At 33.3% G+C, this 16,029-nt stretch carries 10 protein-coding genes and 1 pseudogene; all 11 read right to left on the bottom strand.

Annotated elements, in window-relative coordinates; all coding sequences use genetic code 11:
- Positions 1-460: 460 nt before the first annotated feature.
- The 11 genes and pseudogenes from uvrA to HMPREF3154_RS08730 all read right to left on the bottom strand — a co-directional run bounded on the left by uvrA (position 461) and on the right by HMPREF3154_RS08730 (position 15,941).
- Positions 461-3,295, bottom strand: coding sequence for an excinuclease ABC subunit UvrA (gene uvrA / locus HMPREF3154_RS08780; protein ID WP_030061168.1), 2,835 nt, complete (start codon positions 3,293-3,295; stop codon positions 461-463).
- Between the two features lie 7 nt (positions 3,296-3,302).
- Positions 3,303-5,288, bottom strand: a complete 1,986-nt coding sequence (uvrB, locus tag HMPREF3154_RS08775) for an excinuclease ABC subunit UvrB (RefSeq protein WP_002433232.1) — start codon at positions 5,286-5,288, stop codon at positions 3,303-3,305.
- A 277-nt stretch (positions 5,289-5,565) separates the two neighbouring features.
- Entirely contained in the window at positions 5,566-5,802 is a 237-nt protein-coding gene (locus HMPREF3154_RS08770) for a CsbA family protein (protein WP_070474671.1), read from the bottom strand.
- A 5-nt stretch (positions 5,803-5,807) separates the two neighbouring features.
- Entirely contained in the window at positions 5,808-6,449 is a 642-nt protein-coding gene (locus tag HMPREF3154_RS08765; protein ID WP_002433218.1) for a YfbR-like 5'-deoxynucleotidase, read from the bottom strand.
- A gap of 312 nt (positions 6,450-6,761) precedes the next feature.
- A complete protein-coding gene (locus HMPREF3154_RS08760) occupies positions 6,762-7,541 on the bottom strand; it encodes a COG3942 and LysM peptidoglycan-binding domain-containing protein (RefSeq protein WP_023350653.1) in 780 nt (259 codons plus the stop codon).
- A gap of 332 nt (positions 7,542-7,873) precedes the next feature.
- Positions 7,874-8,990, bottom strand: a protein-coding gene (prfB, locus tag HMPREF3154_RS08755; RefSeq protein ID WP_096389352.1) for a peptide chain release factor 2 whose coding sequence is annotated in 2 segments (ribosomal slippage) — positions 7,874-8,917 and positions 8,919-8,990 — 1,116 coding nt in all. Because the reading frame shifts where the segments join, the coding sequence is not laid out codon by codon here.
- A gap of 206 nt (positions 8,991-9,196) precedes the next feature.
- A complete protein-coding gene (gene secA, locus HMPREF3154_RS08750) occupies positions 9,197-11,731 on the bottom strand; it encodes a preprotein translocase subunit SecA (RefSeq protein ID WP_070474668.1) in 2,535 nt (844 codons plus the stop codon).
- A 519-nt stretch (positions 11,732-12,250) separates the two neighbouring features.
- Positions 12,251-13,028, bottom strand: a pseudogene (locus tag HMPREF3154_RS08745) (N-acetylmuramoyl-L-alanine amidase).
- Positions 13,029-13,341: 313 nt separating this feature from the next.
- On the bottom strand, positions 13,342-13,917 hold the full coding sequence (gene hpf / locus HMPREF3154_RS08740; protein ID WP_023350658.1) for a ribosome hibernation-promoting factor, HPF/YfiA family: 576 nt from the start codon (positions 13,915-13,917) through the stop codon (positions 13,342-13,344).
- 61 nt (positions 13,918-13,978) lie between these two features.
- Positions 13,979-14,656, bottom strand: a complete 678-nt coding sequence (locus HMPREF3154_RS08735) for a ComF family protein (protein ID WP_030064727.1) — start codon at positions 14,654-14,656, stop codon at positions 13,979-13,981.
- Positions 14,649-15,941, bottom strand: coding sequence for a DNA/RNA helicase (locus tag HMPREF3154_RS08730; protein WP_037582567.1), 1,293 nt, complete (start codon positions 15,939-15,941; stop codon positions 14,649-14,651). The genes HMPREF3154_RS08735 and HMPREF3154_RS08730 overlap by 8 nt, the downstream gene beginning before the upstream one ends.
- Positions 15,942-16,029: the final 88 nt, after the last annotated feature.

The raw sequence follows: 16,029 nt of genomic DNA, 5'->3' as shown, positions 1-16,029 counted from the left end.
GGTTCACCTCAAATTATAATATCCCTTCGTATCTATTCTCTATTCTATTATCATATCAAAAATGAACTCACAATCTATATTAAAATGACGATTTAACTTTTAAAATATTCTTAAATAACCATTAACTTAAATATATGAATGTTAATTTTTTTAACATCTGAGGTGAGTATTTTAACCATTAATAAATTATAGGTTTGAATTCTTGTATTAAAGTTATAAAACACTCACTTTAACTTGCATATCTCAATAAATACTTTAGAAAAAACTTTATTAGCTATGGACTTGTTGCAATGGTTAATAAGAATTAAAAACTTACAATGAATATATCTTAATTTTAAAAGCTATCATCATGATAAAGAATTAAGGCTAGGACAATATTAATGTCCTAGCCTATCAAAGTTGGTTAGCATTAGTAAAGGTTAACTAAAACTTTGAAGCGTTATCTTTACTAATTGGCTATTTATTCTATACTGTCTCTTTCTAAAACAGGTTTTAAATATGTTCCAGTATAAGAGTCATTATTTTCAGCAATTTCTTCCGGAGTACCAGTACCAACTATAGTACCCCCGCCTTCGCCACCTTCAGGTCCAAGATCAATAATGTGATCTGCAGTTTTAATTACATCTAAGTTGTGTTCAATAATCACAACTGTATCACCGTTTTCTACTAATCGATTTAAAACTTTTAACAAACGGCTAATATCATCAACGTGCAGCCCCGTTGTAGGTTCATCAAGGATATAAATAGAACGTCCTGTGGAACGCTTATGCAATTCAGAGGCTAATTTTACACGTTGAGCTTCACCACCTGAAAGAGTTGTCGCCTGTTGTCCTAAAGTAATATAACCTAAGCCGACATCAACAAGTGTTTGAAGCTTTCGATTAATTTTTGGAATATTTTCGAAGAAATGTGTTGCTTCTTCAACAGTCATTTCTAATACATCGGCAATATTTTTACCTTTATAAGTTACTTCCAAGGTTTCTCGATTATAACGTTTACCATCACACACTTCACATGGTACATAAACGTCTGGTAAAAAATGCATTTCTATTTTAATGATACCGTCACCTTTACAAGCTTCACAACGTCCGCCTTTAACATTGAAACTAAATCTACCTTTTTGATAACCACGTATTTTAGCTTCATTCGTTTGAGCAAAGACATCTCTAATATCATCGAAAACGCCTGTATAAGTGGCTGGATTTGAACGTGGAGTTCTACCAATTGGAGATTGATCAATATCAATAATCTTATCGAGGTGATCAATACCATCAATTGTGTCAAAATCTCCAGGTTTTATTTTAGATTTATTAATTTTTTGGGCAAGTGATTTATATAAAATTTCATTAACTAATGAACTTTTACCAGAACCAGACACTCCAGTAACAACAGTCATTACTGATAAAGGAAATTCAACATCGACGTTTTTAAGATTATTGCTTCTAGCACCTTTTATGCTAATTTTCTTATTAGTTACTTCTCGTCTATGTTCGGGTACATCAATACGTTTTTTGCCACTAAGATATTGTCCAGTTAATGATTTTTTATCTTTCATTACTTTAGCAGGTGTACCACTTGAAACAATTTCTCCACCATGATTCCCTGCACCTGGACCTACATCTACTAAATAATCTGCTGCTCTCATCGTATCATCATCGTGTTCAACAACAATTAACGTATTTCCTAAATCTCTCATTTCTTTTAATGTACTAATTAGGCGATCATTATCTCTTTGATGTAGCCCAATTGAAGGTTCATCTAATACATACAATACTCCTGTTAGTCTTGAACCTATTTGAGTAGCAAGACGAATACGTTGTGCTTCCCCACCTGATAAAGTACCAGATGAACGATTTAAAGTAAGATATTCCAAACCTACGTTATTTAAGAAAGATAATCTTGAAATAATTTCCTTAAGGATTTGGTTTGCTATCGCTCTGTCTTGCTCACTTAATTCAATCTTTTCATAATAATTCAAAGCATTTTTAATGGAGTATTGCACGACTTCACCAATATTAAAACCGCCAACATAGACAGATAAAGCTTCTTGGCTCAAACGTTTACCATGACACGTTTCACATGGAAGTTCTGTCATGTACTTGCTCATCATTTCACGGGTATACTCAGAAGGAGACTCATGGTAGCGTCGATTGATATTAGGAATAACCCCTTCGAATACCATTTTGCGTTTACGTGTGCCCCCATTACGTTGAGTGAAAGTAAACTCAATTTCTTTATCTCCAGAACCGTGCATCAAGATATTCTTTTGTCTATCTGTCAGCTTTTTATATGGTTTATCCATGTTGATCTTATAGACTTCACATACGCGTTTTAACAATGTTGGATAGAAGTCCGAACTTGTAGGCTCCCATGGTTCAATTGCACCTTCATTTAATGATTTATCTTTATCAGGAACAACTAAATCCATGTCTACTGTTAGTTTTTGACCAAGACCATCACATGTTGGGCATGCACCAAATGGACTATTGAAACTGAACATTCTTGGCTCTAACTCACCAATTGAGAATCCACAAATAGGACATGCATGATTTTCAGAAAATTTTAGTTCATCACCATCAATGACATCAACAGTTAAGTTACCTTCCGCTAGTTCTAAAGACGTTTCAATTGAATCTGCTAAACGCGTCTCAATTCCATCTTTAACGACTAAGCGGTCGACAACTACTTCAATAGTATGATTTTTATTCTTATCAAGTTCGGGCACTTCATTGACATCTACAATCTCTCCGTCGACACGTAAGCGTACATAACCCTTTTTACCTATATCTTCAATTAATTTTTCGTGTGTTCCTTTTCTATGAGACACTACAGGTGCAAGTAGTTGGATTTTTGTACGTTCTTCAAGTTCTAGAATTCTATCCACCATTTGTTGAACAGTTTGAGATTCTATTTCTATTCCATGGTGCGGACAATAAGGTTTACCTACGCGTGCATAAAGCAGACGTATATAGTCATAGATTTCAGTTACAGTTGCAACAGTTGATCGTGGATTTTTACTAGTTGTCTTTTGATCAATAGAAATGGCAGGTGATAAACCTTCAATTGTATCAACATCTGGCTTATCCATTTGTCCTAAAAACTGACGTGCATATGCACTTAGAGACTCCACATATCGTCTTTGTCCTTCTGCATAAATCGTATCAAATGCCAAAGAAGACTTACCAGAGCCTGAAAGTCCAGTCATGACAATAAGTTTATTTTTGGGTAGCTCAATATCTACTCCTTTTAAATTATGTGCACGTGCGCCTTTAACGACTATTGACGGTCCTTTCATTTAAACGTCACCCTTCTGCTTTTAATTCAAATAACATATCTCTTAATTCTGTTGCTTTCTCGAAGTCTAAATCTTTAGCTGCTTTTTTCATTTCTTTTTCTATATTTTCAATAGTTTTTTGTCTTTCTTTTTTAGTCATTTTCTTAGGTAGTTCTGTTTGTTTCTGATCATTAGTTTCATCACTTTCTACTGTAGCACTAATAACATCATGTATTTTCTTATTAATCGTTTTAGGAGTTATACCGTGTTCCTTATTATGCGCCGTTTGAATATCTCGACGTCTTTGCGTTTCATCAATTGCATATTGCATTGAATCAGTAATTTTATCTGCATACATAATAACTTCACCTTTATCATTACGTGCAGCACGACCTATTGTTTGAATTAAAGAACGATCTGATCGTAGAAATCCTTCTTTATCAGCATCAAGTATAACTACTAGAGACACTTCAGGTATATCAATACCCTCTCTCAACAGGTTAATCCCTACAATAGCGTCATAAGTTCCCATACGCAAATCCCGAATAATTTCGATACGTTCTAATGTTTTAATCTCAGAGTGTAAATAGTTAACTTTAATACCCGCTTCTTTCATATATGTGGTTAAATCTTCACTCATTTTTTTAGTTAATGTTGTTACTAACACACGTTCATCTCTATCTATCCGTTCTTGAATCTCACTGAGTAAATCATCAATTTGATTTTCAGTTGGTCTAACGTCGATTTTAGGATCGAGTAAGCCAGTTGGACGAATAATCTGTTCAACCATTTCATCAGTATGTTCTAATTCATAAGGTCCAGGTGTAGCAGAAACATATACAAGTTGTTTAGTTTTATCTTCGAACTCTTCAAATTTTAGAGGTCTATTATCAAGTGCACTTGGTAAACGGAACCCATGATCTACAAGCACCTGTTTACGAGCTCTGTCACCGTTATACATACCACGAATTTGTGGTAAAGTAACGTGTGATTCATCAATCATTACAAGCCAATCATCTCCAAAATAGTCAAGCAATGTAAAAGGTGTAGAGCCTAAAGGTCTTAATGTAAGGTGAACAGAATAATTCTCAATACCTGAACAGAAGCCCATTTCACGCATCATTTCGAGATCATAATTCGTGCGCTGTTCAAGTCGCTGAGCTTCTAATAATTTATTTTCATCGCGTAATTCTTTAAGTCTTTCTTCTAATTCTTTCTCAATTCGTTCAATTGCAACTTTCATCTTTTCTTCACGAGTTACGAAGTGAGAGGCTGGGAAAATAGCAAAATGTTCACGTTCACGTATCACTTCACCAGTTAAATAATTGACCTCTCTGATGCGATCAATTTCATCTCCAAAGAACTCTACTCTAATACACATTTCTTCTCTAGATGCAGGAAAAATCTCTACAACATCTCCACGCACTCTAAAAGTACCACGTTGGAAATCAATATCATTACGTGTATATTGAACATCTACTAATTTTCGTAGCAATTCACTGCGATCCATTTCCATTCCAACTCTAACGCTAACTACTAAGTCTTTATATTCTTCCGGATTACCTAAACCATAAATACAACTTACACTAGCAATAATTATTACATCATCGCGTTCAAATAACGCACTTGTAGCCGAATGACGTAATTGGTCAATTTCATCATTGATGGAGGCGTCCTTTTCTATGAAAGTATCAGTTGATGGAACATAAGCTTCTGGTTGATAATAATCGTAATAACTTACAAAATATTCTACTCTATTTTCAGGGAAGAATTCTTTAAACTCACTATAAAGTTGCCCAGCTAATGTCTTATTGTGTGCAATAATCAATGTAGGTTTACCGACTTCTTTGATGACGTTACTCATAGTGAATGTTTTACCTGTTCCTGTCGCACCAAGTAAAGTTTGATGACGTTTTCCATTATTCACACCATCAACAATTTTTTGTATCGCTTGAGGTTGATCCCCCTGTGGTTCAAATTCAGAATTCAACTTAAATGGAACATGTTCAACCATTCTGACATACGCCTCCTATTTAATTTCTCACTCATTTAAAATTTAACACTCACGTTTATAGTCTTAAGTTTCATTATGTATTATTCTAACAAATTTATAACGACTAAAGCAAACGTTTGTTCGCTTGAGATTTTTTGAAAATAAAAACAAACATAGTGAAACACCATGCTTGTTTAAAAAGTTATTTAATTTAAGTCTTTCTCGTTTAAAGATACTATAAAACAATCTTCTGTAACCTTCAAAAGATTTGTTTACGCTTTCTATATATTGATATTTCCTAACTAGAATCATCTTGATTCTTATGAAATTTCAATTTATCAATGATTAAATAACCTGCTAGAAGACTCACTACATCTATAAATATAATCCATTCGTTATGAAAAAAACCTTTATAAATCGAAGTACCTATTAATATTAGCGTTAATAATGTACCTATCCATTTACTTCTAGTGACAACAGTAAATAATACCACTAATATACAAGGAAAAAAGGCGGCACATGCATACCAAATCATTATCGTCACCCATTTCTTCTATTTAAGATTGTCATAGTCGTTTCACGTAACTCAGTTCTTGGAATGAAGTTTTCTGTAAGCATTTCAGGAATAACATTATCTATGAAGTCTTTTACTGAATTTAAATGATCAAATTGAATAATTGTCTCTAGACTCATTTCATAAATTTCAAAGAATAAAGGTTCTGGGTTACGTTTTTGAATTTCTCCAAAAGTTTCATATAATAAATCAATTTTGTCTGCCACTGAGAGAATTTGACCTTCTAAAGAATCATCTTTACCTTCTTGTAGTCGTTCTCTGTATACTTTTTGATATTGTTCAGGAATCTCCTCTTTTATGAATGTATCTACCATTTCTTCCTCTACTTGGGAGAATAGTTTCTTTAATTCTCTGCTTGCATATTTAACAGGGGTTTTAATGTCACCGGTAAAAACTTCCGCGAAATCGTGATTTAACGCCTTCTCATATAGACTTTTCCAATTGATTTCATTTCCATAATATTCTTCAACAGTTGCTAAATACTGGGCAATTTTAGTCACTTTAAATGAGTGGGCAGCGACATTATGTTCGAAATATTTAAACTTACCCGGTAGTCTTATTAATTTTTCTAAATCAGAAAGTCTTTTAAAATATTGATGTACACCCATATCACGATACCTCCCTGTAAACGAAATTTGTCTAATTACTTATAGTTATTATATCAATCCATTTTATTATTGAAAGTAAATTCATATTTTTATATATTAATTTTTTATAAAGGTAAGAGATTCTAGTTTGCATATATCTTAGAATATCCTTGTTTGATAATTAAATTTCAATAAGAGTTTAAATCGCTTACTTATTAAGTTGATGACATATAGTGTAACTTGAATAAAAAAGCTGTAACAATAAACACTGTTACAGCCTTGTTTAAAATACATATATTAATTTTTTCTTTTTCACTTTTATAATTTAGTCTTTTAGTGAATATAATTGTAAGAACCTGGATTATAAATTGTTCTATATGATTTAACGTTTACGCCACCGTTCCAGTTCATTTCAGAAACAGTTAATGTACCATTAGGATTTACTGACTCAACAACGCCTACATGTCCATACGCACCAGCACCATTTTGTCCAGGAGCGCTTTGGAATATAGCTCCTACTTCAGGTGTGTTATTTACATTGAATCCAGCTTGGCTAGCAGATGCTGCCCAGTTGCTAGCATTGCCCCATAAACTACCAATTGGTTTTCCTAATTCAGCACGACGATTAAATGCATAGTAAGTGCATTGTCCATCAGTATATAGGTTACCTGCATTCGAAATACTTCTTAAACCATCATAAGAAGTTTGAGAAAAATTGATTGGTGTTTCATAATTTTCATAAGTAACACCTGATTCATCAGTTGAAGTTGACTCAAATGTAGTTTGCGGAATAGAGATTTCTTCACTTTCAAATTGTGATGGATTAACGCCACTCTCTGAAACAACTATTTTATCACCAGGGAAAATAAGCGGTTGGATTCCTGGGTTTAATGTATATAATTGTTCTAAAGTGATGCCGTGTTCTACTGCGATATTATATAAACAATCTCCTGCTTTAACTATATATGTTCCTAAATTAGATTGATTCGTTGTAACAACGTCTGGTGAATTTACGTCCTGTTGAGACGCCTCTGATTCTTGAGCGTTAGCTGCAGTGTTGATTGCAAAAAATGCTGCAATCGAACTTAAAGTTACAGTTAGCGTTTTTTTCATCTAGTTGTCATTCCTTTGCTAGTTTGTTCTTAAATTTACAAGTTCAAATATAGCACACCCCAAGCTTGAGATGTTTAATGTTATAGCGATGTAATATAACAGTAAAAAGAGAATGATTACAAAAACACGATATAAAACGCTAACTATCTTTACAATAACGGTGTAAAGGGTTACTTTTCTAAGTTTGAAACTATATGTGGTAATATTATAAATTGCATATTACATATTATTATTAGATATTTTATTACACAAAACATTACCTACTTAATGTTTATTAAATTAAAAACCTCATTTACTAGTCACTAACACTAATAAATGAGGAACTTAAATTATTAAACTTCTTCATTGTCCATTTCTTTTCTTAAATAAGCTTCTATAAATGGCCCAATATCGCCATCCATGACTGCATCAACCTTACCAGTTTCTTCATTTGTACGATGGTCTTTAACCATTGAATAAGGATGGAAAACATAAGATCGTATTTGACTTCCCCACCCAATTTCTTTTTGTTCACCACGAATTTCAGCCATTTCACGTTCTTGTTCATCTAATTTTAGTTGGTATAACTTAGATTTTAACATTTTCATTGCTGCTTCTCGGTTCTTAATTTGCGAACGTTCATTTTGGTTATTGACTACAATACCTGTAGGATGGTGAGTAATTCTGATCGCTGATTCTGTTTTGTTAATATGCTGACCACCAGCTCCTGAAGCTCTAAAGGTATCAACCGTTATATCATCCGGATTAATTTCTATTTCAATTTCATCATTATTGAAATCTGGAATCACGTCACAAGAGGCAAACGACGTATGTCGTCTACCCGAGGAATCAAATGGTGAGATTCTGACTAATCGGTGCACGCCTTTTTCTGCTTTTAAGTAACCATAAGCATTATGACCTTTAATCAATAGCGTTACGCTTTTTACGCCTGCTTCGTCACCCGGTAAATAGTCCACCGTCTCAACATTGAAGCCATTTTGTTCACAATAACGTTGATACATTCTTAGTAACATACTCGCCCAATCTTGTGATTCAGTTCCTCCGGCGCCTGGATGAAGTTCAAGTATGGCATTATTTGCATCATGTGGCCCATCCAGAAGTAATTGCAATTCAAATTGATCCATTTTATCTTTAAATTGAATGACAGTATTCTCAAGTTCTTCTTTCATATCTTCATCATATTCTTCTTGTAACAATTCTCTAGTTGCACTCATATCATCAACTTCATTGGCTAAATTGTGATACCCATTCACTATCGACTTTAAAGCGTTATTTTTATCTATAATTTCTTGAGCTTTATTTTGATCATTCCAGAAGTTTGGATCTGCCATCATCTCTTCATATTCTTGGATATTAGTCTCTTTATTCTCTAAGTCAAAGAGACCCCCTAATTTGATTTAAATTATTTTGATATTCGTCTATATTACGTTTAATTTCAGATAATTCCATTGATTTTCTCTCCTATTACTGAATGTTTAGCGCTTTTAGCATTTATCATACTATATCTTACATGAAATTCATCTTTATGAAAATTAACATTCAAACTTAAAAAGTTTGAAGTCACGACATTAGTATCAAGAAAATAATAATAAAGACCGAGCCATTAGAATATGCCTCAGTCTTTATTATTGAACATTGCAACATTTAGTGTTGATTTATGCTTGTCCATGGCAATTTTTGTACTTTTTACCACTGCCACATGGACATGGGTCGTTTCGCCCTACTTGATCACCTTTTACAATGGGTTGAGATTTTACTTTTTCTTTACCATCTTCAGCAGTTAGATGTTTACCCTCACCTAAATCTTTTGTTTTTTCACGTTCAATATCATCTTCAAACTGTACTACTGATTTTAAGATATATTTACAAGTATCTTCTTCAATATTTTGCATCATAATATCAAACAGTTCATGGCCTTCGTTTTGATAATCGCGAAGAGGGTTTTGTTGTGCATATGAACGCAAGTGAATACCTTGACGTAATTGATCCATTGTATCGATATGATCTGTCCAGTGACTATCGATAGAACGTAATAAAATCATTCGTTCAAATTCACTCATTTGATCGCCTAATTTTTCTTTCTGACGCTCATAAGCTTTTTCTATTTTCGCCCAAACAACTTCAAAGATGTCTTCAGAATCCTTACCATTGATTTCAGACTCCGCTAAGTCTCCTTCTTGTAAAAAGACATCATTCACATAGTTTATAAACGGTGCATAATCAGGATTATCATCATCTTCATTAACATAATAGTTAATTGAACGTTGTAATGTTGAACGTAACATAGCATTGACTACTTGAGAGCTATCTTCATTATCTATAATTTCGTTACGTTCATTATAAATAATTTCACGTTGTTTACGTAACACCTCATCGTATTCAAGGATACGTTTACGCGCATCAAAGTTGTTACCTTCTACACGTTTTTGAGCAGATTCAACAGCTCTTGAAACCATTTTAGACTCTATCGGAGTTGAATCGTCCATACCAAGTCTATTCATCATTTTTTGTAAACGTTCTGAACCAAAACGAACCATTAATTCGTCTTGAAGTGATAGATAGAAACGACTGTCACCTCTATCACCTTGACGTCCTGAACGACCACGTAACTGGTCATCAATTCGACGAGATTCATGACGTTCAGTACCTATAACAGCGAGTCCACCAAGTTCTTCAACACCATCGCCAAGTTTGATGTCTGTACCACGACCAGCCATGTTTGTCGCAATGGTTACAGCACCTTTTTGACCAGCGTTTGCAATGATGTCCGCTTCGCGTTCATGGTTTTTCGCATTTAATACATCATGTCGGATACCACGTTTTTTAAGTAAATTAGAAATGTATTCTGATGTTTCTACTGCCACGGTACCTAATAAGATAGGTTGTCCTTTTTTATGCTTCTCAACTACGTCTTCAACTACTGCGTCAAATTTACCCTTTTGACTAATATAAATTAAATCTGCCTTATCAACACGTTGGACAGGTTTATTCGTAGGAATTTGAGTTACTGTCATATTATATATGTTGCGGAATTCTTCTTCTTCAGTTTTTGCAGTACCAGTCATTCCAGCTAATTTGTTATACATTCTGAAGTAATTTTGGAATGTAATAGATGCCATAGTCTTAGATTCATTTTGAATCGTAACACCTTCTTTAGCTTCGATAGCTTGGTGCAATCCTTCAGAAAAACGACGTCCAGGCATCGTACGTCCTGTAAATTGGTCCACAATAAGTACTTCGCCATCAACAACCATATAATCCACATCGCGTTGTAACGTTACATGAGCTCTTAATGCAGTATTAATATGACTAATGATTTCAACGTTTTGAACGTCGTATAAATTGTCTACTTTAAACATACGCTCAGCTTTGTCAGCACCTTGTTCAGTTAGATGAACGGCTTTTGTTTTTTCATCATAATTATAGTCATCTTCTGCTTTGAGCATCTTAGCGAATACATTAGCTTGAGTGTATAATAATGTAGATTTTTCAGCTTCACCAGAAATAATTAAAGGTGTTCTCGCCTCATCAATTAAAATAGAATCGACCTCATCAATAATTGCAAAATGTAATGGACGCATAACTCTTTCTTCAGCATAATTCACCATATTATCTCTTAAGTAATCGAAGCCAAGTTCATTATTAGTACTATAAGTAATATCTTGTGCATATGCTTCACGCTTTTCTTCAGTAGACTTACTATTTAAGTTAAGTCCAACAGATAAACCTAAGAAATTATATAATTGAGCCATCTCTTCACTTTGAAAACTTGATAAATACTCATTGACTGTAATCACGTGAACGCCACGACCGGCCAGCGCATTTAAATAAGTTGGCATTGTCGCTGTTAAAGTTTTACCTTCACCTGTTCTCATTTCAGCGATATCGCCTTTATGAATCGCGATACCACCCATAACTTGTACTCTATAAGGTATCATGTTAAATACACGCTTAGAGCCTTCACGTACAAGTGCATATGCTTCAGGTAAAATTTTATCTAAATAATCATTTTGTTTTTTTACATCATCAATTTCGGATAATTCTTTTTGGAACGCTTTAGTTTTTTCACGAATTTCTTCATCAGTTAATAATGCAGTATCTTCCTCTAACGCGAGTACTTTATCTGCAAGTTTACCTAAGCGTTTCGTTTCTTTTTTATTGCCGTCAACAATTTTCGATAAAAATCCCATTACATGCGTCGCTCCTTTAGCTAAAACTGTTTGGCTTACAACAATTTATCTTATCATTAATACCATTAAAATTATACTTATATACTCATACCTTGAGTCTTACTAATATCTTCCTTGTTACTTTCCTCATTGAAAATGAAGTTCTTGTTAGTTATGACTAGTTAGACTATAATCCAACCATCAATTGTAGCTATCCCTATAAATCAACAACATATTTATTTTAACACGATAGAAACAATTTTTTCTCGTCATAAATAAATAATTTTTGAATATATTATAAAAACCGTAGTTTAAATAACTGAAATTGAAATTATACAATTTTAGAATCGTCAAACCACGTTAGCATAATCAAAGATATGTGTCCATCAATTAACGGTTAAATGATTAGTGAAGTAGTATATGCAAATAAACAACTCAAAAATAAAAACTTACTGTAGGAGCAAACAAAATGAACAAGGCTAGAAGCCTAATATAAGCTTCTAGCCGAGTCTAATACACGTATTTTACAATCATGCGATTTTACGCCATATTATCATAGTAGTATTTAATTAATTCATACATTTGTTGCATATCGTAACCCCATCTTGCGTAATACTCATATGGATCAACATGATCTGTTCCGCCCCAGCATCTGCTTACCGCGTTATGACTGATAACAGAACCTTTTCCTTCATTTGTGTCAGCAAGTGTTGGAGTTATTCCATTTTGTTTTAACATAAATGCTGCAAGCCATGCTTGGTTATTCACTGATTTCGCAAAATCTACGAAGTTATACATTCTTACAAGTTCAATTTGATAGAAGTATGGATTCGCTTTAGGTCCAGCCCCCCCATACATAATATTTTGAAGGTGCAGTAAGATGTATTTCATTATTATCAACGAATGCGTGTACAAATGCTGTATTGTATGTTGCATACATGTTATCAACCCATTTTTGTAAAGATCGATGGTCTTCCCCTACCTCATGGATTACAACACCAATATAAGTACCTTCCTTATATTCCAATTTTGGAAGAGTGTTCATACGTGGATCATTGACAACGTGAGAATGTTGAAGATGATGTTGGATAATATATTGATTTACTTTAGAGTTTTCAAACGACGGTTCATCATCTGTAGTAGCTTTCTTCGCATTATCAGTATTTCCCGAGAATTGTGTAGTAGTATTATTTTGATTTTGCTGATTCACCATAGTTTGTTTTGAGGATAGACTTTGGGCATGACTAACGGGTGTATAAAAGAGCAACATTGACATCAACATCATACACGTAGAAAAAAGAATTGTTATTTTTGGCATAATTTCTCACCTCTTTCATATTGTTTTAATTATTAAAATTATTATTTAATAATTTCACTTATAGTATTATTCTAATAACAAATTAAAATCAAGTATTTATTTGCATTAAAAGTGAAATATTTGTTTATCTTATTAAGAATTTTCTAAAAAATAAATTTCTATACAATTAATTAGCTAAAAAACCTTAAATTAAAAAAGAGTAGCCTATCTGACCACTCTCTAAATCACCCATTTAAAAAGAGACTTCCTATCAATACAAAATAGAAAGCCTCTTTAATCACTTCACATATTAATCAATGTGTCTATACAAATTTTATTCAGTTGTTTCGATTAATCCGTATTTACCGTCTTTACGTCTGTAAACAATGCTTGTCCCATCTGTCTCTCTATCTGTAAAGATGAAGAAATCATGTCCTAATAAGTTCATTTGTAATACCGCTTCTTCTGAGTCCATTGGTTTTAAACTAAATTGTTTTGAACGGATAATTTCAATTTCGCTATCGCTTACAGATTCTTCAGCACCACTTACTTCCCCAGGTGATGCTTCTTGTACTTCTGCCACAAATACTTCTTGATCTCCACGATCTCTATGTTTACGATTTACACGAGTTTTATATTTTCGTACTTGTCGTTCTAATTTACCAGTGATTAAATCAATGCCAGCATATAAATCATCATGTCTTTCTTCAGCTCTTAATGTCACATCTTTCAACGGAATAGTAACTTCAATTTTAGTAGCTGAATTAGAATAAGTTTTAACTTTAACATGTGCTACTGCGTTTGGCACATTATTAAAATAACGCTCCAACTTACCAATTTTGTCCTCAATATAGTTGCGAATTGCATCTGTGATAGTGAGGTTATCTCCATGAATTTCAAATCTAATCATAGTAATCTCTCCTTTAACCTCTTATATTGGTAATGCTTACTTATATTTTACCACGTTTGGTTTATCGTGCAAACGCAAACACTTTGAATTTTCTGACATTTAACGATAATAATTTACACCCTGCATGATGTATTGTTAATCCAGTTGTATAAATATCATCAATGAGTAGTATTACTTTACCCTCTATGTCAATGTCTTCTTCCTTTACGTAGAACGGATTTGGAGCATTGGCACGTTCTAATTTACCTAACTCAGACTGTTTTGGGCGTATATTTGTTCCTAAAATATTCACATAATCAACCCCCATTTTATCTAAAACTGTAGCTACAGGATTAAATGTCCGTTCAACATCACGTTGAAATGGCGATGGAATCGGAACAATATAATCATAATCTGTTTGAGGTAATTGCAGTTTTTGAGATAACACATTAGAAAGTTCATAGTCTCTCATGAATTTATATTGTTGTAACACGTCTTTCATTACTCCTTGGTAACGATATTGACAATACAATTGATCCATCAATTTGAATTCCTTTTCCAAGAATTGACAATCCAGACAGTCATTTGAATCAGAAGTTTTTATATTAAGACATCTAGAACATCTTTCATCGAGATGAGTTATTCTTATGTTATTCCACAATTGTTCGCATCGTTCACAAAATGGTGTGGGCGGTTTAAAAATATTATATACATGAATAATTTCTTTCAATGGTGTCATACATTGTATACATCTACGCATCTAGCCACCCTCTTTTATAACCTAAACGATTCATCTCTGTAATATCTTTTTTAGCACTCATCATTGATAGACTGACACCCTCATGAAGAAATAGTACAAGTCCATTTGGTTCTTCTATTTTACGCCCTACACGTCCGGCGATTTGTATTAAAGCCGCTTTAGAGAATGTTTCTGCATTTATGACAATAACGTCTAACCTCGCCATGGTAAATCCTCTTTCCAGTATAGTTGTTGTAAAAACGATTGAGTGCTCACCACGGCGAAGTGCTTCTACCTTTTCAAATCTATATACGTCTTCACTATAAACACAGATGAGATTAGGAATATGAGATCGATACCTTAGATATGCATTTTTCATAGTTTCAATGTGATTAAAAAATACCAAAGTATACCGTTGTTGTTTAATTTGCGTTTGCAAAAGGTGAATGAATTGGGGTTGCACTCGAGTTGAGTTTAATTTGAAATATTTAAAGCGAGGTACGGGTAGTGGTTGTCTATGAAATCGAGCTGGAAGTTTAATTATTTTATTAGAAGACATTTGTTTAATAAGTTGACGTGGTGGTGTTGCTGTCATATAAATATGAGAATGAATTGTTTTAGAAGCGGTATCGATTGCTAATGAGAGGTTGGGATCCATAGATAATGGAAAGGCATCGACTTCATCAATAAAAATAGTGTCAAAGTGTTGTTTGAATCTATATAATTGATGCACTGTTGCGATAACAAAATGCCCATTATACTTTTGAGATTGTTTCTGGTGCAAAATATCTATTTCTTCGTTTTTAAAAGCCTCTTTGATGCGATGACTAATTTCAATAACTACATCTACTCTAGGAGATAATATTGCCACATTGTGTCCAAGTTGCCGTGCTAAGCTAATTCCATCAAACATCATTTCTGTTTTACCTGCACCTGTCACTGCATATAATAAGAGATTTTCAGAATTTTTTATAGCTTTAATGATAGCGTCAGATGCATATTGTTGTTGCTTTGACAATGTAAATGGTAATTCAAACTCTCCTTCAGTAGCTAATTGTGTACTTTCGGTAATTCTATAGTCTGTGATGCTATCTATCCTTCCCAATTGAATACATCGCCTACAGTAAATAATTTCTTTGTCCAAAAAGGGAGAATAGTACTTTGACATATAACTATTATCCTCATTACCACATTGAATACAGTAATAATGTCCTTCTTTTTTAATAATGCCTTTCGTAATACGAGCAACTTTTTCATCATTTAACTGAATTGATGGAAAGATAAGTTTACCGTAATGTTTAATCATAAATCCCTACTTTCTAACTAAAAAAGCCTAAAACACTTTAGAAGATTTAGTTCTCTACTAATTACATGTCGTAATTACTAAAGTTCTC

The sequence above is a fragment of the Staphylococcus sp. HMSC06C11 genome, assembly GCF_001808345.1.
GTDB classification, from domain to species: Bacteria; Bacillota; Bacilli; order Staphylococcales; family Staphylococcaceae; genus Staphylococcus; species Staphylococcus capitis.
Note: the sequence above shows the minus strand (reverse complement) of the source record. Positions and strands in the feature narration are given on the sequence as shown.